This is a genomic window from Arboricoccus pini, from assembly GCF_900187945.1.
In the GTDB taxonomy this organism is placed as follows: domain Bacteria; phylum Pseudomonadota; class Alphaproteobacteria; order Geminicoccales; family Geminicoccaceae; genus Arboricoccus; species Arboricoccus pini.
Window position 1 is genome coordinate 26,554 of the sequence record NZ_FYEH01000014.1, and the last position, 22,897, is coordinate 49,450.

Here is a 22,897-nt window from a genome sequence, read left to right on the forward strand (position 1 = left end):
ATATATTATGATCATTAATTGAGTTGCCTAAAGGGCGCATATATGTGTTCTATAATAACGATGCCTGGCATTTTGGGGTCCCTTGGTTCGTAATGTATGAAAATCAAGATGCGTCTCTCAAAAAAATGCAGGCCTAGCGTTCGCGTTGCTTTTTTTTTGGAAGGTGCGGCCAAATCCTGTGGCCGTTAAGTAACGCCTAATTCGATTTGCCACGATCGTGACTGTTGCCGATTGCGTCGTGGACGCGTTCGTCATTGAAATCCCTCCAGACGCGAGGTTCCTGCGGTGCCGCGATTTGCGGTCGCGCCTCTCCCTCGGCGGAAGTCTGATTGGAGGAATCGAACATGACCCTGAAGAAGGTGCTTCTACGCACGTCGACCCTGGCTTTCGCGGGTGCTGCCGCCTATGGCGGGGCCTTTCTCGACGCTCCGGCGGCGCGTGCCGCCGAGGTCAAGCCGCTTGGCGCGCTCGACATCAATATCGGCGGTTTCTCGCGCTGGTATTCGTTTTTCGGCAATCTGAAGGATAAGTCCGGCGGTGATCAGCATGCTGGTACCTATGACTTCCGGACCGACAACGAGATCTACGTCTACGTCCGCGGCAAGGACGAGGCGACCGGCCTCGAGTATGGCGGTAATGTCGAGCTCGAGTCCGACACCAATACCACGAGCAACTCGGACGAGGCCTTTGTCTTCGTTCGCGGCAAGTTCGGTGAGTTCCGCTTCGGCGACCAGAACGGCGTCAATGAGCAGATGATCACCGGTGCCGTGCCGTTGGCGACGCTCTCGGGCGGTATCGACGGCGTGGGCCCGATCGACGCTGGCGCGTTGGCCTATGGCTTCACGACTGACGACGCTACTAAGGTCGTTTATTACTCGCCGGTCATGGGTGGCTTCCAGTTGGGCCTCAGCTTGACGCCGTCCACCGACAGCGGCGGCCAGAACATCAAGGTCACCAATGGCGGCACCACGGATGTCTCCGACGTCATCGAGCCTGGCATCAGCTACACAAATCAGTGGGGCGATTTCGGCATTCTGGGCGCGGTTACGGGGGCTGTCGGCCGTTTCTCCAATAGCGCTGATCTAGACGGCCAGCATCGCAGCCGAGACCTCGAACACGTCTATGGCGGTCTCGACCTGACCTACGCCAACTTCAAGTTTGGTGGCGGCGTCGGGCATACCAAGGGTGCCAGGCCGTTTTCGACGGCAGCAGGCGACGACGGCAGCGACAATTATCCTTATATCGGCGCCTACATCCCTGATCCCGGCTCGAAGCAGACCTTCTACAATTTGGGCGCGGCGGCAACGTTCGGGCCGGCCACGATTTCGGTCAACTATGGTCAGACCGTTTCGTCGCACGTGTCCGAAGGAACGCCCGATGGGTCGGACCCCGAACCCAAATACGTCAATGTCGGGCTTGAGGTCGGTGTGGCTCCGGGCCTCTCGGTCGGTGGCGAAGTCATTTACTTCAACAATAGCGACAACACCGACAATAACGACGGCGTTGTCGGTCTGGCTGGCGTGAAACTCGCCTTCTAAACCTTCGCTCTCCTCATTCCGACGCCGACGAACGGCGGGCCATCTGGCCCGCCGTTTTTCGTTTGTCCGCCGTCCAGGGGCTATTCGTTACGCTTTCGCAGACAACATAAACATCATGTAATCATTGGCGCTGATGTGGCATTTAAGCGATGTAAATGTCACACGATCTGGCCGATATGCGTCCTCCGTCCGTGGCAATGATGATTATAGCTTCATGATACGCGCGTAATTGCTAGGGATTCGACCGCGTTGATGATCGAACCTGGGCGATGTCGCTCGCCCGGGGTGGCTCTTGAGGAGGGAATCATTGTGGTCATGAAGAAAGGCCTGCTGGCGACGACGATGCTCGTCAGCGTTGCTGCCATGGGTGTTGCGAACGAGACGCGTGCCGCCGAGGTCAAGCCGCTTGGGGCGCTCGACATCAATATCGGCGGTTTCGCGCGCTGGTATTCGTTCTTCGGGAGTCTGGACAACAAGTATGGCGGGGAGCGCCACGCGGGCACCTACGACTTCCGTGATGACACTGAGGTCTATGTCTATGTGCGCGGCAAGGATGAGGCGACCGGCCTTGAATATGGCGCCAATATCGAACTCGAAGGCGACACCAACACAACGAGCAACGCCGACGAGGCCTTTGTCTTCATCCGTGGCAAATTCGGCGAGTTCCGCCTCGGCGACCAGAATGGCCCCGTCGAGCAGATGATCACCGGCGTCTCGCCCCTGGGGGCCTTCTCCGGCAGCCTCGACGGCGTCGGCCCGATCGATGCCGGTGCGGTCGTCTATGGCTCCTACTCCGACGACGCCACTAAGATCGTCTATTACTCGCCGGTCATGAGTGGCTTTCAGTTGGGCGTTGGACTGACACCGTCCACAGACAGCAACGGCTCGAACATCAAAACCACGCGTGGTGATGCCAACGTCGAGGACCTGGTCGAGTCCGGTATCACCTATAACGGAGATCTAGGCGGCGTCGGGGTTCTTGCTGCCGTGACCGGTGCCATCGGCAAGTTCGCCGATTCCGACGGTGAGAGCCGGGACCTCCAGCAGATCTATGGCGGTCTCGACCTAACCTTCGGGCCGCTGACGCTCGGTGGCGGCTATGGCATCACCAAAGGGGCTCGCCCCGTATCGGCCGCCGCCGGCGACGATCTGAGCGACAACTATATAGGCAACTTCGTCTATTCGCCCGGCTCCAAGCAGCAGTTCTTCAACGTCGGTGCCGCCTATGCGGTCGGACCGGCCACGATGTCGCTTGCCTACGGCCAGACAGTGTCGTCGCATGTCGGCGGCGGCACACCTTATGGCAGCGACCCGGCGCTGAAGGAGTTGATCTACAGCTTGGCCTTCGCGGTTGCGCCCGGCCTCACGTTGGGAACCGAAGTCGCGGCATTCAGCAACAGCGACAATACCGATGACAACCAAGGCATTCTGGGTCTAGCCGGCGTACGCTTGGCATTCTGATCCGTCGTCTTTTGTCGGTTGGTGAAGGGGCGGGTGCGCATTGGCCGCCCCTTTGCTTTGTCGGGCGCAGGGCGCATCCGGCTACCACTTCAAGGCGCCCACGCAAATTTCATCACCGCTGTAACCGCTCTGCACTCGGGGTTGGCGCCACTGCGTGCTATATAATGCGCCATCCGACCCTAATCGTTTTGGTCGGCGTGTGGTTCGACGATGACTGCTCACATTCGTTTCAAAATCTTGGCCAACATGGCGCTGACAGCAGCCCTTCTCCTGGAGGCAGCCCCGTCGGCGCACGCCCTCTCGCTCGTCGAGGGTCGCTACATTGAACAGAATTCGGGTGGCGACGCGCCGGTCGCGAACGATGACGCCAAACTGTCGGATGGCAATCGTTTCAATAGCGACCGTTTCGTCCTGCGCTTTACGCCACGTGATCCGATGTCGGCGAGCTTGCGCCAACAAGGCGCCGACGACACGGACCTGCCCAATCTGCGTATCAGTATGGAGGCGGGGGGGGCCGAAGCGGGGCGGCTCGATCTGATGAATATCGGTCCGATGCCAGGCTTGGGAATTAGTCCGGCCAATCCCACCCCGGGGACCCAGACCCTGGCGATCGGCGGCGCTGTCGAGTTGAACGACTGGGCCGTCGGCGCCACGTTCCTGCAGTCGTCCGGCCTGGGCCTGCAGGCAGAAATGGCGGGAGCGTCACTTGGCTATGGCCGGCTGACCTCAAGGCTGGCCATCGGCGAGCAGTCGTCCGTCTATGAGGGCGGCAGCAAAGAGTTCTACCTCTTCAGCACCGATCTTGCCGCGCGCCCTTGGCTCAGCCTGGAAGGCGACCTCGGCTTCACGCCGGCGCAGCAGAACACCGATCAGTCCGCTGTCGGGCGTGTGGGCGTGCGCTTGAAATTCTAATGGTCGGGCTCAGCTTGCGGAGGCGCGTCGGCGGGTATTCCATGATGGATGAAGGTCGGCGGTTTGCCGCATCTGAGACCGATGGCAAAAAAGACAAGCCGAACATCAGGTTCACGGCAACCCTTCGCGTCGCTATAGTTCGCGCTCGCTAGTTCGGCAGTTCTTAGAGTTTAGAGAAACGATGCGAAAATTCGGGCGTTCGGCGGGCGGAGCGCACCTCATCTCCTCGCGCCGCAATCGATTGCGGTACGGTCTTTCTGCTCTGGCTTTGGCCGGTGTTCTGGCAGTTTCTGCCTGCACGCCCGATCCGGACCAGCCGGAATTCACCCCTTACAGTCCGCGTGATCAGGCTGATCGTGATAAATATGGCACGATCACCGGGGCGAATGGCATTTCGCTGCTCGCCAGCCGTCACGGCAACGCGGACTCGCAACAAGGCGGCGGCGGTGGTGGCATCGGCGTCAATGCCTATCTGTGGCGCGGGGCCCTGGAGACGGTCGACTTCCTGCCGCTTCTCTCGGCCGACCCGTTCGGCGGCTTGATCATCACCGACTGGTACCAGCCGGCGCAGAGCCCCGACGAGCGGCTGCGTTTGCAGATCCTCATCCGTGACACCGTGCTGCGCGCGGACGGGGTCAAGGTAACGGTGCTGCGGCAGCAGCGGACGGGACGCGGCGACTGGCTGGACGCACCCTCGGACCCCGCTACGGCCACGCAGATCGAGGACAAGATCTTGACCCGGGCACGCGAACTGCGGATTTCCGGGCTGCCATCCTAGGCTTGGACGCTGGCTGGCGCGGCGATCGTCCTCACCGGTGCGCCAGCGACGCGTCATCGTCGACCTTGCGGCGGCGTCGCGTCGGCCGAAGGTCGCTTATTTCGTGGCGCGCGAGCGCCGCGTCGCTGTCAATGAAGCCGGATCCAAGCGATGTCGTCCTCTTCCGCCGCCGCTCCTTCGCCTGCCCCAGGGCGCTACCCCTTCAGCGAGACCGAGGCACGCTGGCAGCGTCTTTGGGAAGAACGGGAGACCTTCAAGGCCAGGCTCGATCCCGAACGGCCCAAATATTTCGTGCTCGAGATGTTTCCCTATCCGTCCGGGCGCATCCACATGGGGCACGTGCGCAACTATACGCTGGGTGATGTGGTCGCGCGGACCAAGCGCGCGCAGGGCTATAACGTGCTTCACCCCATGGGTTGGGACGCGTTCGGGTTGCCGGCCGAGGGGGCGGCGGTCAAGCGTGGCATCCACCCCAAGACCTGGACCTACGCCAACATCGCCGAGATGCGCGAGCAGATTAAGACGATGGGCCTTGCCATCGACTGGTCACGCGAAATCGCGACGTGCGATCCCGCCTATTATCGTCATGAACAGGCCATGTTCATCGACATGTGGGAAAAGGGACTCGTCTACCGCAAGGAAAGCTGGGTCAATTGGGATCCCGTCGATCACACCGTGCTCGCCAACGAGCAGGTGATCGATGGCCGTGGCTGGCGTTCCGGGGCGCTGGTGGAGCGACGCAAGCTCGCTCAATGGTTTTTCAAGATCACGGCCTTTGCCGAGGAGCTTCTCAGCGCCATCGACGGCTTGGAGCGCTGGCCCGACAAAGTGCGCCTCATGCAGCGTAACTGGATCGGGCGCTCGGAGGGAGCCCGGGTCTTTTTCCCCGTCGAGGGCCGTAACGAGCGCCTCGAGATCTTCACCACGCGGCCCGATACGCTCTTCGGTGCCTCGTTCATCGCGCTCGCCCCCGACCATCCGCTCAGTGTCGAACTCGCCAAGGGAGAGCCGGCGCTGGCGGCCTTTATCGCCGAGTGTCTGAAGGGCGGCACGAGTGCCGTCGACCTGGAGGCCGGCGAGAAGCTGGGCTTCGCCACGGGACTGGTCTGCCGCCATCCCCTCGATCCAGCTCGCACGGTCCCGGTCTACGTCGCGAATTTCGTCCTCTCCGATTATGGCACCGGGGCAGTCTTCGGCTGCCCGGCGCATGATCAACGCGATCTCGATTTCGCTCGTAAGTATGACTTGCCGGTTATCCCGGTCGTCCTGCCGCCAGATGCCGATCCGGCCGGTTTCAGCATTGGTAAAGAAGCCTATACCGGCGACGGCACGCTTTTCCACTCGGCGTTTCTCGACGGGCTCGACGTGACGACCGGCAAGACTCGGGCCATCGCCGCCCTCACAGAGCGGGAGGCGGGGAGTAGCGAGATCACATGGCGCCTGCGTGACTGGGGTGTTTCAAGGCAGCGTTATTGGGGCTGCCCGGTGCCGATGATCCATTGCGCCTCCTGTGGCGTAGTGCCCGTGCCAAAGGACCAGTTGCCAGTTACGCTGCCGGACGATGTCGAGATCACGGGCGTGGGCAACCCGCTCGCCCGTCATCCGACCTGGAAGCATGTGACATGTCCCACCTGCGGGGGGCCAGCGGAGCGTGAGACCGATACGTTCGACACCTTCGTCGAGAGTTCCTGGTATTTCGCCCGCTTTTGTTCGCCGGAAGCCGAGACCGAGCCGTTCACGCGCGAGGCTGCCGCCTATTGGCTGCCGGTCGACCAGTATATTGGCGGCGTCGAGCATGCCGTCCTGCATCTGCTTTATTCGCGCTTTTTCACCCGGGCGATGAGCGCTTGCGGCTATCTCGATCTTGATGAGCCCTTCGCCGGTCTCTTTACCCAGGGCATGATCAATCACCAGACCTTCAAGGACGAGGCTGGCGACTGGCTCGAACCCAGGCAGGTGATGAAGGACGACACGGGTGCCTGGGTCACGCTAGATGGCCACCGGCCGGTTGAGGTCGGTCGGGTTGAGAAAATGAGCAAGTCCAAGCTCAATACCGTCGATCCAACCGAGATCATCGGCGGCTATGGTGCCGATACGGCACGGCTTTTCATGCTCTCCGATAGCCCGCCCGAACGCGATCTCGAATGGACCGAGGCCGGTATCGATGGCGCCTGGCGCTATATCAATCGGCTGTGGCGACTGGTCACCGAGCGTGTCCCGGCTTTGGCGCCTGTGGGCGCGGGGGTACCCCAGGAGTTGAGTGATGGCGCCGATCTGGAATTAAAGCGCCTATTGCACCGGTCGATCGCTAATGTGACGGTCGAGCTCGACCGTTTCCACTTCAACAAGGCGGTGGCCCTGCTTCGCGAGTTTTCCAACGGCATCGAGGCCTATGCCGGGACCAACGGTGCCCTGCAGCGCGAGGTGCTGGAGCGGCTCGTCCGCATGCTTGAGCCGCTGATCCCGCATCTCGCCCACGAATTGTGGCGGCATCTCGGCCACGAGACGCTTCTGGCCGACGAGCCATGGCCGAAGGCCGACCCGCGCTTTACTGTCGAAGACGAAGTCGTCATCGCCATCCAGGTCAACGGCAAGCGGCGGGCCGAGATCAGGGTGCCCAAGGGAAGCAGCAACGCCGTGCTCGAAGGTCAGGCACTGGCCGAAGCCAACGTCCAGCGCGCCATGGAAGGCAAGGCGCCAAGAAAGGTGATCATCGTGCCGGACAAGATCGTCAATGTCGTCGTCTGAGCCGGGCGACACGCGGCGTCGGCTTCTCTCGCGCGGCGGGACAGCCCTGGGTCTGGCCGCGCTGGGCCTGGCGGGCTGCAACCTGCGGCCGATGTATGCGCCGGGCGGCGAGGGCGCCTTCAGCGGGACCTTGCCGACAGTCGATGTCAAGATCGAGCAGACGCGCATGGGGCAGGCCCTGCGTAACCAGCTCTTGACGATGCTCAATCCGAATGGACAAGCTCAGGGGCCGCCGGAATACGCGTTGTATTTTGAGACCCAGCGCTACGAGAATCCCCTGGCGATCCAGCTCAACGCGACGATCACCCGCTATGATCTGATCCTGCTGGCAAGCTTTCAGCTCCGCCGGATGAGCGATCAGGCGATCGTCTACCAATCGGCTGTGCGCGAAGTGGCCTCCTACAACGTGGTGCGCGCGCCCTACGCGACGGCGGTCGCCGCCGAGGATGCGGAGCGAAGGGCGATCAAGGAGATCGCTCTCGACATTCGTAACCGGCTGGCCCTTTATTTCAGCGGCCTGCGCTCCTAGAGGCCGTTGCCGGGCGGCCACGACGTTCCCCGGTGCCGGCTGGGCCGACCCATCGGGTCAGGCGGCACACGATCTCGCATGCCAAGGCGGTCCGCATCTTGAAGATCGACTACAAGACCGCTCCTGCCTTCCTGAAGTCGCCCTCTCGCGACATCGTGCTGCTTTATGGGCCCGATCAGGGCCTGGTGAGCGAGCGCGGACGGGTGCTGGGCCAGACTGTGTGCCCGGATCTGAGCGATCCTTTCAGGGTCAGCGATCTCGACGCGGAACCGCTGCGGGTGACGCCGGAACGTCTGGCGGAGGAGGCGCAGGCGCTTTGCCTGATGGGCGGCCGCCGTCTCGTGCGGGTCCGTCAGGCGACGGATGTGGTCCGCAAGGCGCTGGACATACTCTTGGAACTGCCGAGCGTTGAGGCCTTCGTGATCATCGAGGCGGGCGACCTCGGGCCCGGCTCGAGCCTGCGCAAGCTGGCTGAGGCCAATGGGCGCATGGCGGTCTTGCCCTGTTACCGTGACAGCGAGCGTGAGGCCGGCCAGACGCTGCGCGCGCTTCTGGCAGAGAATGATTTGCGGGCCGCGCCGGACGCCCTTGCCTATCTGCAGCAGCGACTGGGGGCCGATCGTGGCGTTACGCGGCAGGAAGTCGAGAAGCTGGCCTTGATGAAGGCCGGCGATCCTAGCCCGCTCAGCCTGCGTGAGGCGCAGGACGCGACGGGCGATAATGCCGCGATCGGCATGGACGACGTCACTTACGCGGCCTTTCTCGGCGACGGGCGGCGTATGACCCAGGCTCTCGATCGTCTGCTGGGCGAAGGCGAGGCGCCCGTTGCCATCCTGCGCGCGGTGCTGCGCTTCCTCTTGGATCTCGTCCGGCAGCGCGGCCAGCATGAGGCGGGCGTCCCGCTGGACAAGCTGGTGGCGGCAAGGCGGCCCCCTTTGCATTTCTCCGTCCGGGACCGCTATCGCGCCATCCTGGCACGTCACGCACAAGCACGACTGCTCGTCTGGCTTGGTGCGCTCCAGGCCGCCGAGATCAACTGCAAGAGCACGGGCCTGCCGGATCTTCTGGTCTGCCGCCAGGCCTTGGGCCAGATTGCCTCGGAAGCGGCGCTTTCGCCTCAGCGTCGGACCTGATGCGTCTCTTCGCGCGGCTGGCCCGCGCCTGAATCGGCGTTAAAAAAGGCCATCGATCAACCCATCGGCATTGATGCGGATGCGCTCGGCCGCCGGATGGCGGGGGAGGCCCGGCATGGTCATGACATCGCCGCAGATCGCGACGACGAATTCCGCACCTGCGGCCAGGCGAATGTCGCGCACGGGGACCACATGGTCTTTGGGTGCGCCTCTCAGGCTGGGATCGGCGGCGAAGCTGTATTGCGTCTTGGCCATGCAGATCGGCAGATGGCCAAAGCCTTCGCTCGTCAGCTCATGCAGGCGCTTGGCCGCCTTGCCGTCGAAGGCGACGTCGCTCGCTCCATAGATGGAACGGGCGATGGTGCGGATCTTTTCCTCAAGCGGCATCTCGTCCGGATAGAGGAGTTCGAACTTGGCCTCGCCCACATCGACCAGGCGCTTGACGGCGCGGGCCAGGTCGACGGCACCGGCGCCGCCCAGCGCCCAGTGCCGGCAAAGGACGGCTTCCACGTCCAGTTGTTCCTGGCAGTAACGCTGCACAAAAGCGATCTCGGCCTCCGTGTCGGCGGCGAAGTGATTGATTGCCACGATGGGCGGCACGCCGAAGCGGCGGACATTCTCGATGTGACGCCTGAGATTGGCCATGCCTGCCTCAAGGGCGGCGAGGTTCTCGGTATTGAGCGCTTCCTTGGCGACACCCCCATGGCTCTTGAGAGCCCGGATCGTCGCCACGATGACGCAGGCCTTGGGAGCAAGGCCGCTTTTGCGACACTTGATGTCGAAGAATTTCTCAGCGCCGAGATCGGCGCCGAAGCCGGCCTCGGTGACGACGAAGCGGCTAAGCTTCAAAGCCGCTTGCGTCGCCACGACCGAGTTGCAGCCATGCGCGATATTGGCGAACGGGCCGCCATGCACGAAGGCTGGGTTGCCCTCCAGGGTCTGGACGAGGTTGGGCATCAGGGCGTCCTTCAAGAGAACGGCCATGGCCCCCTCCGCCTGAAGATCCTTGGCGGTGATCGCCTGCCGGTCGCGATCATAGGCGACGATGATCCGCCCGAGCCTGGCTTCAAGGTCGGCCAGATTGCGGGCGAGGCAGAAGGCGGCCATGACCTCCGAAGCGACGGTGATGTCGAACCCGTCCTCCCGAGGAAAGCCGTTGGCAGCACCACCCAGACCGCCGACGATCCAGCGGAGCGATCGGTCGTTCATGTCGATGACCCGGCGCCAGGTGATCCGGCGGGTATCAATGTCCTTTTCGTTGCCCCAGTAGACGTGATTATCGATCATCGCCGCCAGGAGGTTATGCGCGCTCGTGATCGCGTGAAAATCTCCGGTGAAATGGAGATTGATCTGCTCCATCGGCACAACCTGGGCATAGCCGCCGCCGGCGGCACCGCCCTTCAGGCCGAAGCAGGGCCCGAGCGAGGGTTCGCGCAGGCACATGACCGTCGGCTCGCCAATCAGGTTGAGCGCGTCACCCAGCCCTACCGTCGTCGTCGTCTTGCCTTCACCCGCCGGCGTGGGATTGATCGCCGTCACGAGGACGAGATTGCCGTCCGCTCGATCCTCCCGGGCCAAAAAGCCCGTGTCGACCTTGGCCACGAAGCGCCCATATGGGAAAAGGAGATCGGCCGGGATCGCCAGTTGCCGGGCAATGTCCTCGATGGGCCGCAACTTAGCGGCGCGGGCGATCTCGATATCGCTCATTATATACCGTTCTTCCAAGATTTCTGCCGTGGTCCCCCGCCGCTAGCCACATGTCGCCGGCGGCTTCACAGCCGGGCTGCCTGGGTGCACCTTGGTGCTGCGGACGGGGCCCGTCGGCCCTATCCATTGCAGGACATGTGTCCCTTGTCATCCATGCTGGACTTCTCCGACGAGCCCGACCCTGCGTCACGTCAGCGCCAGCTGGCGGGTCTGCTCGGCGGTGCCGCCGGGCCTGGGCGCATCCGACTGCAAACCGTCTCCTTGATGCGCTGGATCGCCACGGGCGGTCAGCTCTTCGCCATCCTCTTCGTCCACTACTCCTTGGACATCCGCCTGCCGCTCCTGGCCATGTTGCCTGCGGTGGCCCTGGTGGCGCTCGCGAACGGCGCCCTTCTCATCGCCTACGGATCGAAGGCGCGCATCAGCGAGCGCGTCTCGGCTATGTTGCTGGGTGGTGACATCGTTCAACTCTGTTATCTTCTCCTCCTTTCCGGCGGCCTGCAAAATCCCTTCGCCATCCTCCTTCTCCTGCCGGTCACGCTGGCGGCTGCGACCTTGGGTCGCGTCGAAATCGTCGTATTGACCGGCCTTTCGCTTCTGGGTGCCGCCTGCCTCGCCCTGTTCCCGGGCCAGCTGCCCTGGCGCGACGGCAGTCTGACCCTGCCGCCTCTCTATCTCCTCGCCAGTTGGACGGCGCTTAGCATGGCGCTGATCCTGATTGCCGTCTTCGCCTGGAACAGTGCCGAGGAGGTGCGTCGCCATGCCCAGGCGCTGGCCGCTACCCAGCTGGCGCTGGCGCGTGAGCAGAAGCTTTCGGCCCTGGGTGGCCAAGCCGCGGCTGCGGCCCATCTTCTGGGCAGCCCGCTCGGCACCATCAATGTCATCGCCAAGGAGCTGGTGCGCGAGCTGCCGGCCGACAGCCCCTTGATGGTCGAGGCCGGCGAATTGCTCGAGCAGGCGCACCGGTGCCGCGAAATCCTGGCGACCTTTGGCCGGCAGCGAGACGACAGCGAACACCAAGCTTTCACAACCGCCCCCCTATCGACCTTGCTCGAGGGGATCGCCGAGGATTGTGCCCGACCGGGCGTCGAATTCGAGGTGAGGCTCGATTTCGTCGACGACAGGGACGAGCCCGATCTAGTCCTGTCGCCCGAACTGCGCCACGCCCTCACAAACGTGATCAACAACGCGCTGCAGTTCGCCGCCGCCGAGGTGTTGATCACGGTGAGGCCTTCGCGCCAGGGCCTCACCCTCGTGATCGAGGATGACGGTCCGGGCTTCTCGCCGCAGATCCTTGATTGGCTGGGTGAGCCTTATGTATCCTCAAGGCGTGACAATGGCGGCATGGGCCTTGGCGTCTTCATTGCAAAGACGCTTCTGGCCCGTACCGGCGCCAAAATCGAGTTCAGTAATCGCATCAAGGGTGCGCGGGTGACGATCACTTGGCCAGCCGCCGCCGTTCAGGGGCTCAACGAGGAGACGGCCTATGGTGGACCCAATGTCTGAGCTGGCTGGGCCGGCCGACGCGGCAACGACGCAGGGGGCCGCCGACGTGGATGGTGCCCTCCTTCTTCTCGTCGATGACGACGCGCCTTTGCGGCGCAGCCTGCAGCGCGCGCTTGAGCGCCGGGGTTTTGCCGTCACTGCGGCCGAGAGCTTGAAGGAGGGACTGGGCCAGGCTTTCGCGATAAAGCCCGACTACGCGGTCGTCGACCTTAGGCTCGAGGACGGCAGCGGCATCGATCTCGTCAAGCGACTGCTCGAGCTCCACCCGTCCATCCGTATCGTTATGTTGACGGGCTACGGCAATATCGCGACGGCCGTGGCCGCCGTGAAAGCCGGCGCCGTCGACTATCTGGCCAAACCCGCCGACGCCGACGATGTGATCAAGGCGCTGTTGAGCAACGGCCCCAGCCTGCCACCGCCGCCAGAAAACCCCATGTCGGCCGATCGCGTGCGCTGGGAGCATATCCAGCGGGTCTTCGAACAGTGTAATCGGAATGTTTCCGAGACGGCGCGCCGCCTAAACATGCATCGCCGCACCTTGCAGCGGATCCTTAATAAACGGGCGCCACGCGAGTAGCCATTGGCGGCTGCCCGGACGGAGACGCCGACTTGCGGGTGAGGTAACCGGCTAAAGCCGCGTGTTTGCTGTCGTCTCGAACATGACGGCATAGCCGCCGCCATGCTTGCCGTGCCGATCCCCGATGCCGAGCCCGATGGCCACGGCTTGGGCGGTGCGCACCTTACCTGGTGAGACATAAGTGCCGTTGAAGCTGGCCCGCGTCAGGCGGCCGTCCATGAGGCAGGCCCACATCTCGCGCACCGTGGAGCCGCGCAGGATCATGATGTTGTCAAGCCGCTTGCCGATGGTGGCACTAGCGTCGAGGTTGAGCCAGCTCGTGAACGCCTTGTTCATCTGCCGTACCACCCGATCACGATCGAGGAGGAGGCAAGGCATGGGCGACATGTCGATGATCCGCAAAAGATCGTCGCTGCCGCCTGAAAGCGAAAGCTCCTGAACGCTTTTTTGCAGATCCTGGATCTGGGCGCGCGCGAGGTTGAGGCTGTACTGGCGGAGCGTGGAGGCGAGATTCGTACGCTCGGGGTCCGCTTGCGCGATGTGGTTGATGAGCGCGGAGAGACGCAATTTGCGCGAATCCGCGATCTCCTTCAGGTGGTCCCAAAATCCAGCTTCGAGCTTGATAGACGTCCTAAGCTCGCCAATACGCATCGTTTTTCTAATCATCGCTGCGAGCCTTGTATCCCCATTGCCCGGCGCCGCAGCCGGCGTCCTCGCCAATTACGTGCGCATCACGCACGGTCGTAATCGTACACCGGATTAATGCCTCAGGGTACGCTTCCTTTGTCGCACAAGGGCACAGAATAGGTCGTTCATGGATCGGTTCCAGGGATTAGTGCCCGTATCAGGGTGTATCATCCCCAATCTCATCCACCACAGCGATCTTGGCGGTCAAGTGTGGCTGTCCAGCGACAGTCCTCAACTACACGTTTCGTCTGCATGCAGCGATGATGAGACCTGCGTCATTATCGTCCCTTGACGGGGCCATTCGCCTTGCCTGTCGCCGGAGCCACAGCTAGATAAGGCCGGCCGCTGCACGCCGTTTTCGGCAATGCAGCAATTGTCGTTCGAAAGCCCGCCGCTTGGCGCGCGAGTGACCCCCAAAGGCCGCTTGCCTGGCCGCCGCGGACGAGACGAACGTCGCGGACGACGCGGATTTTGGAGGTCGCAAGGTTCATGGCGCGCAAGAAGTTAGCCCTCATCGGTGCCGGCCAGATCGGGGGCACGCTCGCCCACCTCATCGGCCTCAAGGAATTGGGTGACGTGACGCTGTTCGACGTTGCCGAGAGCATGCCCGCGGGCAAGGCGCTCGATCTCGTCGAGAGCTCGCCGGTCTCGGGCTTCAATGCCGCCTTTACCGGCACAAATGATTATGCAGGTATCGAAGGTGCCGACGTTGTCATCGTCACGGCTGGGATTCCGCGCAAACCCGGCATGAGCCGCGACGACCTTTTGAACACCAATGCCGGCGTCATGAAGGCTGTGGGCGAGAGCATTAAGCGCTACTGCCCGGATGCATTCGTCATCTGCATCACCAATCCTCTCGATGCCATGGTCTGGGTCCTGCAGCAGGTAGCCGGTCTGCCGGCGCAAAAAGTTGTGGGCATGGCGGGCGTGCTCGACAGTGCCCGCTTCCGCTATTTCCTGGCTGAAGAATTCAAGGTCTCGGTCGAGGACGTCACGGCCTTCGTCCTGGGCGGCCATGGCGATTCGATGGTGCCGCTTGTTCGCTACTCGACGGTGGCCGGCATTCCGTTGCCCGACCTCGTCAAGATGGGGTGGACGACGAAGGAGAAGCTTGACTCCATCGTCCAGCGGACTCGTGACGGCGGTGCCGAGATCGTCTCGTTGCTCAAGACCGGCTCCGCCTTCTATGCGCCGGCCGCCTCCGCCGTGCAGATGGCCGAGAGTTATCTCAAGGATCAGCGCCGCGTGCTTCCTTGTGCGGCGCAATTGACCGGCCAATACGGTGTGAGCGGCCTCTATGTCGGCGTCCCGACGGTGATCGGCGCCGCCGGTGTCGAGAAGATTATCGAGATCGAGCTCGCCAGCGACGAGAAGGCGGCCTTCGATAAATCGGTCGCCGCCGTAAAGTCGCTTTGCGACGCCGTGAAGCTCTAGGAGCCGGGACCGCCAGATGAATATTCATGAATATCAGGCCAAGGCGCTCTTGAGCGGCTACGGCGTGCCGATCCTTAAGGGGAAGGTCGCCTGGACGGCCGAGGAGGCTCTCGAGGCCGCTCAGGGACTGGGCGGCCCGGTCTGGGTCGTCAAGGCGCAGATCCATGCTGGTGGGCGCGGCAAGGGCGGCGGCGTCAAGCTCGCCCGCTCGCTGGACGAAGTGAAGGACCTGGCGGCCAAGATGCTGGGGATGACACTCGTCACGCACCAGACGGGTCCGCAAGGGAGGCTCGTCAAGCGCGTCTACATCGAGGATGGCTGCGACATCGCGCGCGAACTCTATCTGGGTGCGGTGCTCGACCGCACCAGCTCGCGCGTCACGTTCATGGCCTCCAAGGAGGGCGGCGTCGAGATCGAGGAGGTGGCCGCCCGCGATCCGGATGCGATCACCAAAGTATCGATCGACCCGGCGGCTGGCTTCCAGCCGCATCATGGCCGCACCCTTGCGTTCGCGCTGGGTCTCAAGGGCAAGGAAGTCGGCAAGCTCGTTGCCTTCGTGAAGGGCCTTTATGCGTGCTTTGTCGAGCGTGACGCCTCGTTGGTCGAGATCAATCCCCTGGTCCTCACCGGCGGCGGCGACCTCGTGGCCCTCGATGCCAAGATGAATTTCGATTCCAACGCGCTCTATCGCCAGCCCAAGATCGTTGAATTGCGCGACCTCGACGAGGAAGATGCGCACGAGATCGAGGCCAGCAAGCACGAGCTCAACTATATCAAGCTCGATGGCAACATCGCCTGCATGGTCAATGGCGCCGGCCTCGCCATGGCGACGATGGACATCATCAAGCTCTATGGCGGCGAGCCCGCCAACTTCCTCGATGTCGGCGGTGGTGCCACCAAGGAACGGGTGACGGCGGCTTTCAAGCTTCTGCTCTCCGACCCCAATGTCGAGGGCGTTCTCGTCAACATTTTTGGCGGCATCATGCGCTGCGATGTCATCGCCGAGGGCGTCGTCGCGGCGGCGCGTGAGGTCAACCTTACCGTGCCGCTCGTCGTCCGCCTCGAAGGTACGAATGTCGAGCTCGGCAAGGACATATTGAAGAAATCCGGCTTGACCATCACGCCCGCGGACGATCTGGCCGACGCCGCGCAAAAGATCGTCGCTGCCGTCCAAGGAGCCAGGGCATGAGCATTCTCGTCAGCGCCGAGACCAAGGTGATCTGCCAGGGTTTCACCGGCGCCCAGGGCACGTTTCATTCCGAGCAGGCGATCGCCTATGGCACGCGCATGGTGGGTGGCGTAACGCCGGGCAAAGGTGGTGATTCGCATCTGGGCCTGCCTGTCTTCGACACGGTGGCGCAGGCACGCGCGGCCACCGGCTGCGATGCATCCGTGATCTACGTTCCAGCTGCCTTCGCCGCCGACGCGATCCTCGAGGCGATCGATGCCGAGGTGCCGCTCATCGTCTGCATCACCGAGGGCATTCCCGTCCTGGACATGGTGAAGGTGAAGCGCGCGCTCGATGGGTCGGCATCACGTCTGATCGGGCCGAACTGTCCCGGCGTCATCACACCCGGTCAGTGCAAGATCGGCATCATGCCGGGTCATATTCACAATCCCGGCAAGATCGGCATCGTTTCCCGTTCCGGCACGTTGACCTACGAGGCGGTGGCGCAGACGACGAAGGCGGGCCTTGGTCAGTCCTCCTGCGTCGGTATTGGCGGCGATCCGGTCAAGGGCACGGAATTCATCGAGGTCCTCGAGATGTTCCTGGCCGATCCGGGAACGGAGGGCATCATCATGATCGGCGAGATCGGCGGTTCCGCCGAGGAAGACGCCGCCGCCTTCATGAAGTCCGCCAAGGCCAGGAAGCCGATCGCCGGCTTTATCGCCGGCCGGACGGCACCCCCTGGCCGCCGCATGGGCCATGCGGGCGCCATCATCGCCGGCGGCAAAGGCGGTGCCGAGGACAAGATCGAGGCCATGAAGAGCGCCGGCTTCGTCATCGCCCAGTCACCAGCCCATCTGGGCCAGGCAATGAGCGAGGCACTCGGCGGATAGTCGGTATTCGGGCCCGGTCATGGCATTGGCCCTGAACGGGTTGCTAGGGCTCCAGTCGACCTTGGGCAGGATGAAGCGGCGCCGCTCACTGGAGAGCTTCTCGGGCGTGGCGCCCAATCGCCAGGTGGGGATGATGTAATGGCAACGCGCCGCGATCTCGAGCAGACAAGCTTCCTCTATGGCGGCAACAGCGCCTTCATCGAGGATCTCTACGCTCGCTACGTTCAGGATCCCGCCAGCGTGGATGCCACCTGGCGGGCTTATTTCGACGAACTAGGGCCCGAGAACCAGAGTCTGTTCGAGCGGGCGCGGGAGGCTGTGCAGCCCAAGCCGCGCGGCGATCTCTTCGCCCAGGCCGCCAATCTCAATCTGGGGCCGGCCGGCGGTCTCGACGACCCGATGACCAAGTCCTTGATCCGCGACCATCTGCGCGTGATCATGCTGATCAGGGCCTATCGGGTACGCGGCCATTTGATCGCCAAGCTCGATCCCTTGGGCTTAACGGGCGACAAATATCATCCTGAGCTCGATTATAAGAGCTACGGCTTCAGTGAGGCCGACCTCGATCGCGAATTCTATCTCGACTATGTGCTGGGCATGGAGAAGGCAACGCTGCGCCGGATCATCGATGTCCTCCAGCGCACTTATAGCGGGACAGTCGGCATCGAGTTCATGCACATCCAAGATCCCGACCAGAAGGCCTGGATCCAGGCCAAGTTCGAGGGCATGGCCGGGCAGTTCGACGTCGGCGCCGAGGCCAAGCGGGAGATCTTGGAGCAACTGACCGCGACCGAGGGGTTCGAGGGCTTCCTGCATATCAAGTTTCCGGGCACCAAGCGCTTTGGCCTCGACGGCGGCGAGAGCGCCATCCCCTCGCTGGAGGCGATCATCCGCACGGGCGCCGAACTTGGCGTCGACGAGATCGTGCTCGGTATGCCGCATCGCGGCCGGCTGAACGTCCTGGCCAACGTCATGGGCAAGCCCTATGCGGCTATCCTCTCCGAATTCCAGGGGGCCGCGGTCTATGACAGCGTCCTGGGCTCGGGCGACGTGAAATACCATCTCGGCACCTCGCGTGACCGCGAACTGCCGGACGGACGCGCGATTCATCTCTCGCTGACGGCCAACCCGTCCCATCTGGAGGCCGTCAATCCGGTTGTGATGGGCAAGGTCCGCGCCAAGCAGCAGCAAAAGAAGGATCTTGATCGGACGCGCGTCATGGGCGTCCTCATGCACGGCGACGCCTCCTTCATCGGCCAGGGCGTGGTGCATGAGTGCCTGGAGATGTCGCAGCTGCGCGGCTATCGCGTGGGCGGCACGCTGCACATCATCGTTAACAACCAGATAGGCTTCACGACGAGCCCCTCTTACGCGCGCTCGTCTCCCTATCCCTCTGACGTCGCTCGCGGCGTGCAGTGCCCGATCTTCCACGTCAATGGCGACGATCCCGTCGCCGTCGTCCATGTCTCCAGGCTGGCGACCGAGTTCCGCCAGCGCTTCAAGAGCGATGTCGTCATCGACCTCTGGTGCTATCGCCGCCACGGTCACAACGAGGGTGATGAGCCCAGCTTCACCCAGCCTTTGATGTACAAGGCGATCGCGGGGCAGCCGACGACCCGCCAGCGCTACGCCAAGGCGCTGGAGGAAAGCGGCATCGTGACGGCCGATGACGCGCAGGGCATGCTGGACAATGTCTACCAGGCGCTGGAGCGGGCGCACGAGGCCTCGCGTAGCTACAAGCCCAACAAGGCGGATTGGCTGGAAGGGGTCTGGAAGGGACTGCGGCGGGCACCCGAGGAGTATGATCGGGGAACCACGCCGGTCGACCTCGACACGCTGAAGTCCCTGGGGCTGCGCATGACCGAGCTGCCGAGCGAGGTCGACGTCCATCCACGCTTGAAGCGCGTCATTGGCGGGCGACGTACGACAATCGAGACGGGCAAGGGCATCGACTGGGCGACAGCCGAGCACTTGGCGTTCGCGACTCTGCTCGACGAGGGTTATTCCGTCCGTCTGTCGGGCGAGGATGTCGGGCGCGGCACGTTCAGCCAGCGCCATGCGGTCATCTACGACCAGAGTAACGAGGAACGCTACGTCCCGCTAGCCAATCTCTCGGATAGCCAAGGCAGCTTCGATGTCTTCGACAGCCTCCTGTCCGAGGAAGGAGTCCTGGGCTTCGAGTATGGCTATAGCCTGGCCGATCCGAACTGCCTCACGCTCTGGGAGGCCCAGTTCGGCGATTTCGCCAACGGCGCGCAGGTCTATTTCGACCAGTTCATCGCCTCGGGCGAGAGCAAGTGGCTGCGCATGTGCGGCCTCGTCTGTCTCCTGCCGCACGGCTATGAGGGGCAGGGACCGGAGCACAGCTCCGCCAGGCTCGAGCGCTTTTTGCAGCTCTATGCCGAGGACAATATTCAGGTCGTGTATCCCTCGACTCCAGCCAGCTATTTCCATGTGCTCCGGCGTCAGCTTCATCGCGACTTCAGGAAACCGCTCATCGTCATGACGCCGAAATCTCTGCTGCGTCACAAACGCTGCGTCTCGACGATCGAGGATTTCGGCCCGGGATCGAGCTTCCACCGTGTGATCTATGACCGCGAGCCCGGACCGGCGGATGCCAATGTCGAGCGCGTCATCATGTGCTCGGGCAAGGTCTATTATGATCTCCTGGAGGCGCGCGAGGAGCGAGGCCTGGACGACAAGGTGGCGCTGCTGCGTCTAGAGCAGCTGGCTCCCTTTCCCGAGCGGTCGATGACGGAACAGCTGGCACGTTTCCCCGCCGATGCGCGCTATGTCTGGTGCCAGGAGGAGCCGCGCAACATGGGCGCCTGGTTCTTCGCAGCCCCCCGGATCGAGAACCTCATGGAAAGCCAGGACAAGGTGCGCACCAAGGGTCAACCTTATCTTCGCTATGCCGGCCGCAAGCCCACCGCCTCGACGGCGACAGGGTCGAACGGTCAGCACCAGCAAGAGCAGCGCGGCCTTATCGAACAGGCTTTCACGGTCTAAAGCGGGGCGGCTGGCGTCCCCAGGGCAAGAGTGGTGCTGCGGCTGGCACCCGAACTCGAAAGAGGAAGAGTATGAGCGTCGAGATCCGAGTTCCGACCCTTGGCGAGTCCGTCACCGAGGCCACGGTGGCACGCTGGCTGAAGAAGGCCGGCGACAACGTGGCGGCGGATGAGCCCCTGGTCGAACTCGAGACCGACAAGGTCAGCCTCGAGGTGCCGGCACCTTCCGCCGGCGTGTTGGCCGAGATTACGGTCGAGGAAGGCAGCGACGTCGAGGTGGGTGCCATCATCGGCCTGATCGAGGCCTCGGGCGCCGGCACCGCGCCCAAGGCTGCGCCGGAAAAGCCGGCCTCGAAGTCGGCCGAGGCTACCGACCACACGCCACCCAAGAGTGCCGAGGTCGCGGCCTCGGGCAATGGCGCGGCCCAGGCCGGCCCGGCCGCCCGTAAGATCGCCGAGGAGAAGGGTATCGATCTCGCCAGCGTAGCGGCGAGCGGCCCCAAGGGGAACGTCACCAAGGGCGACGTCATGGCCGCCGAGGCCAAGCCTGCCGCCAGCGGTACCGCCGTGAAGGCGCCACAGCCAGTGGCACCGCCGGCCAGCGTGCCGGCGAATGACCAGGGCCAGCCTGCCGCTGGCGGGCGTGAGGAGCGGGTCCGTATGACCCGGCTCCGTAAGCGCATTGCCGAGCGCCTCAAGGAGGCGCAGAACACCGCCGCGATGCTGACCACCTTCAACGAGGTGGACATGAGCGCGGTCATGGCGCTGCGTAAGCAATATCAGGACAGTTTCCAAAAGAAGCACGGCATCAAGCTCGGCTTCATGAGCTTCTTCGTGAAGGCCTCGATCGAGGCGCTTCGCGCCTATCCGGCTGTCAATGCCGAGATCGACGGCGACGACATTGTCTTTAAGCACTATCACGATATCGGGGTTGCCGTGTCGACCGACCAGGGCCTGGTTGTGCCGGTGATTCGCGGTGCCGAGGCCATGGGCCTGGCCCATATCGAAAAGTCGATCGCCGACCTTGGCAAGCGTGCCCGCGACGGCAAGCTTTCCATGGATGCCATGGCGGGCGGTACCTTCACGATCACCAATGGCGGCACCTTCGGCTCGCTGCTGAGCACGCCGATCTTGAACCCGCCACAGGTGGGCATCCTTGGGATGCACAAGATCCAGGAGCGGCCGATGGTCCTGCCTGGCGGCAGGATCGAGGCGCGGCCGATGATGTATCTTGCGCTGTCCTACGATCACCGGATCGTTGACGGCAAGGAGGCGGTCTCCTTCCTCGTTCGGGTCAAGGAGTGCATCGAGGATCCGCAGCGCATGCTGATCGACGCCTGACTGCAAGGCCTTTCTGCCACCACCTCGTTTTTCTGCTGGAGCCTCCACCATGAGCAACGAAACCTACGATCTCGTCGTCATTGGCGGCGGGCCCGGTGGCTATGTGGCGGCCATCAAAGCGGCCCAGTTGGGACTGAGGGTCGCCTGCGTGGAAAAGCGTGGCCGTCTCGGGGGTACCTGCCTGAATATCGGCTGCATTCCGTCCAAATCGCTTCTCCACGCCTCGCATCTCTACGAGGACGCTACCTCGCACGTGGCGGAGTGGGGGGTCCTGGTCGAGGGGGTCAAGCTCGACCTTGCCAGGATGCAGTCCGCCAAGAGCAAGGTGGTGATCGGCCTGACCGACGGCATCGAGTTCCTGTTTAAGAAGAACAAGGTCGACTATGTGCGCGGCGCTGGGAAGCTGCGCTCTCCGACGGAGGTCGAGGTGGCCCTGGCCGACGGTGGCCAGTCGGTGCTCTCGACCCGCAATATCCTGATCGCAACCGGCTCCGAGAGCGCCCCGTTGCCAGGGGTCGAGATCGATGAGAAGCGCGTCGTCAGTTCGACCGGCGCCCTGGAACTCGAGAGTGTGCCAAAGCGCCTGATCGTCATCGGCGGCGGCTATATCGGCCTTGAAATGGGCACCGTCTGGCGTCGTCTGGGGGCCGAGGTCACGGTGATCGAGTTCCTCGATCGCATCACGCCCGGCATGGATGGCGAAGTCAGCAAGCAGTTCCAGCGCATCCTCGCCAAGCAGGGCATGTCCTTCAGGCTCGGCACCAAGGTCATGGGTGTCGACAGTTCGGGACCCACGCTCAAGGTCGCGGTCGAGGCCGCCAAGGGTGGCGAGGCCGAAACACTCGAAGCCGACGTCGTCCTGGTCTCGATCGGCCGGCGACCGTATACAGAGGCCCTCGGGCTCGAGGCCCTGGGCGTCAAGTTAGATGAGCGGGGCCGGATCGAGGTAGGCGAAGATTTCAAGTCTTCTGTGCCCGGCATCTTTGCGATCGGCGATGTCATCAAGGGGCCGATGCTGGCGCACAAGGCCGAGGAAGAGGGGTCCTGCGTCGCGGAATTCCTGGCTGGCCAGAAGCCTCATATCGACTACGACATTATTCCGGGCGTGGTCTACACGGTCCCGGAAGTGGCATCGATCGGCAAGACCGAGGAGCAGCTCAAGGAAGCCGGCATCGCCTACAAGACTGGTAAGTTTCCTTTCCTCGCCAATAGCCGGGCGCGTGCCACCGGCAACACCGAGGGCTTCGTCAAGATCCTGGCCGATGCGACGACCGATCGCGTCCTGGGCGCCCATATCATCGGCGCCGATGCCGGCACGCTGATCGCCGAGATCGCGATGGCGATGGAGTTCGGCGCCTCCTCGGAGGACATCGCCCGCACCTGCCACGCTCATCCGACTTTGGAAGAGGCCGTGAAGGAGGCTGCTCTGGCCACCTTCTTCAAACCGATCCATAGTTAAGACTTCCCGGCCTATCGC

At 63.2% G+C, this 22,897-nt stretch carries 17 protein-coding genes; 15 read left to right on the plus strand and 2 right to left on the minus strand.

Translation table 11 applies throughout. The features are described 5' to 3' along the window. Nucleotides 1-344 precede the first annotated feature (344 nt). The 7 genes from CFB17_RS15755 (at nucleotide 345) to holA (ending at nucleotide 9,099) form a co-directional block, all read left to right on the plus strand. Complete coding sequence (locus CFB17_RS15755; RefSeq protein ID WP_088562537.1) at nucleotides 345-1,538, plus strand: porin; 1,194 nt, start codon at nucleotides 345-347, stop codon at nucleotides 1,536-1,538. Between the two features lie 315 nt (nucleotides 1,539-1,853). After that, nucleotides 1,854-2,999: a porin gene (locus CFB17_RS15760; protein WP_165769649.1), complete on the plus strand. Its 1,146-nt coding sequence runs from the start codon at nucleotides 1,854-1,856 to the stop codon at nucleotides 2,997-2,999. Between the two features lie 210 nt (nucleotides 3,000-3,209). Continuing rightward, nucleotides 3,210-3,911, plus strand: a complete 702-nt coding sequence (locus CFB17_RS15765; protein WP_088562539.1) for a hypothetical protein — start codon at nucleotides 3,210-3,212, stop codon at nucleotides 3,909-3,911. Between the two features lie 181 nt (nucleotides 3,912-4,092). Then, complete coding sequence (locus CFB17_RS15770) at nucleotides 4,093-4,689, plus strand: DUF3576 domain-containing protein (protein WP_088562540.1); 597 nt, start codon at nucleotides 4,093-4,095, stop codon at nucleotides 4,687-4,689. Nucleotides 4,690-4,839: 150 nt separating this feature from the next. Then, the gene (gene leuS, locus CFB17_RS15775) at nucleotides 4,840-7,437 is read left to right on the plus strand and encodes a leucine--tRNA ligase (RefSeq protein WP_088562541.1); all 2,598 of its coding nucleotides are present in this window, start codon (nucleotides 4,840-4,842) and stop codon (nucleotides 7,435-7,437) included. After that, entirely contained in the window at nucleotides 7,424-7,966 is a 543-nt protein-coding gene (gene lptE, locus CFB17_RS15780; protein ID WP_088562542.1) for an LPS assembly lipoprotein LptE, read from the plus strand. The genes leuS and lptE overlap by 14 nt, the downstream gene beginning before the upstream one ends. 32 nt (nucleotides 7,967-7,998) lie before the next feature. Further along, nucleotides 7,999-9,099, plus strand: coding sequence for a DNA polymerase III subunit delta (holA, locus tag CFB17_RS15785; RefSeq protein WP_088562543.1), 1,101 nt, complete (start codon nucleotides 7,999-8,001; stop codon nucleotides 9,097-9,099). Between the two features lie 39 nt (nucleotides 9,100-9,138). Here holA and CFB17_RS15790 read toward each other — a convergent pair whose 3' ends face one another. Then, complete coding sequence (locus CFB17_RS15790; RefSeq protein ID WP_207762135.1) at nucleotides 9,139-10,809, minus strand: formate--tetrahydrofolate ligase; 1,671 nt, start codon at nucleotides 10,807-10,809, stop codon at nucleotides 9,139-9,141. 150 nt (nucleotides 10,810-10,959) lie between these two features. On the opposite strand from CFB17_RS15790, the gene CFB17_RS15795 reads away from it, so the two are divergent. Together CFB17_RS15795 and CFB17_RS15800 are read left to right on the plus strand one after the other, a co-directional pair. Further along, complete coding sequence (locus CFB17_RS15795) at nucleotides 10,960-12,312, plus strand: ActS/PrrB/RegB family redox-sensitive histidine kinase (protein ID WP_243389917.1); 1,353 nt, start codon at nucleotides 10,960-10,962, stop codon at nucleotides 12,310-12,312. Next, nucleotides 12,305-12,889, plus strand: coding sequence for an ActR/PrrA/RegA family redox response regulator transcription factor (locus CFB17_RS15800; RefSeq protein ID WP_088562546.1), 585 nt, complete (start codon nucleotides 12,305-12,307; stop codon nucleotides 12,887-12,889). Before CFB17_RS15795 ends, CFB17_RS15800 begins: the two co-directional genes overlap by 8 nt. A gap of 51 nt (nucleotides 12,890-12,940) precedes the next feature. Here CFB17_RS15800 and CFB17_RS15805 read toward each other — a convergent pair whose 3' ends face one another. Next, nucleotides 12,941-13,555: a ribbon-helix-helix domain-containing protein gene (locus tag CFB17_RS15805; RefSeq protein WP_088562547.1), complete on the minus strand. Its 615-nt coding sequence runs from the start codon at nucleotides 13,553-13,555 to the stop codon at nucleotides 12,941-12,943. A 510-nt stretch (nucleotides 13,556-14,065) separates the two neighbouring features. Between CFB17_RS15805 and mdh the strand changes: the two genes are divergently transcribed. The 6 genes from mdh (at nucleotide 14,066) to lpdA (ending at nucleotide 22,879) form a co-directional block, all read left to right on the plus strand. Next, nucleotides 14,066-15,010, plus strand: a complete 945-nt coding sequence (gene mdh / locus CFB17_RS15815) for a malate dehydrogenase (protein WP_088562549.1) — start codon at nucleotides 14,066-14,068, stop codon at nucleotides 15,008-15,010. Between the two features lie 16 nt (nucleotides 15,011-15,026). After that, a complete protein-coding gene (gene sucC / locus CFB17_RS15820; RefSeq protein WP_088562550.1) occupies nucleotides 15,027-16,199 on the plus strand; it encodes an ADP-forming succinate--CoA ligase subunit beta in 1,173 nt (390 codons plus the stop codon). Beyond that, nucleotides 16,196-17,071 carry a succinate--CoA ligase subunit alpha gene (gene sucD, locus CFB17_RS15825; RefSeq protein ID WP_088562551.1) on the plus strand — a complete coding sequence of 292 codons (876 nt, stop codon included), beginning with the start codon at nucleotides 16,196-16,198 and terminating at the stop codon, nucleotides 17,069-17,071. The genes sucC and sucD overlap by 4 nt, the downstream gene beginning before the upstream one ends. Before the next feature lie 138 nt (nucleotides 17,072-17,209). After that, the gene (locus tag CFB17_RS15830; RefSeq protein WP_088562552.1) at nucleotides 17,210-20,080 is read left to right on the plus strand and encodes a 2-oxoglutarate dehydrogenase E1 component; all 2,871 of its coding nucleotides are present in this window, start codon (nucleotides 17,210-17,212) and stop codon (nucleotides 20,078-20,080) included. 71 nt (nucleotides 20,081-20,151) lie between these two features. After that, nucleotides 20,152-21,420, plus strand: a complete 1,269-nt coding sequence (gene odhB / locus CFB17_RS15835; RefSeq protein ID WP_088562553.1) for a 2-oxoglutarate dehydrogenase complex dihydrolipoyllysine-residue succinyltransferase — start codon at nucleotides 20,152-20,154, stop codon at nucleotides 21,418-21,420. Nucleotides 21,421-21,469: 49 nt separating this feature from the next. Continuing rightward, nucleotides 21,470-22,879, plus strand: coding sequence for a dihydrolipoyl dehydrogenase (lpdA, locus tag CFB17_RS15840; protein ID WP_088562554.1), 1,410 nt, complete (start codon nucleotides 21,470-21,472; stop codon nucleotides 22,877-22,879). The last annotated feature ends 18 nt before the right edge of the window (nucleotides 22,880-22,897 follow it).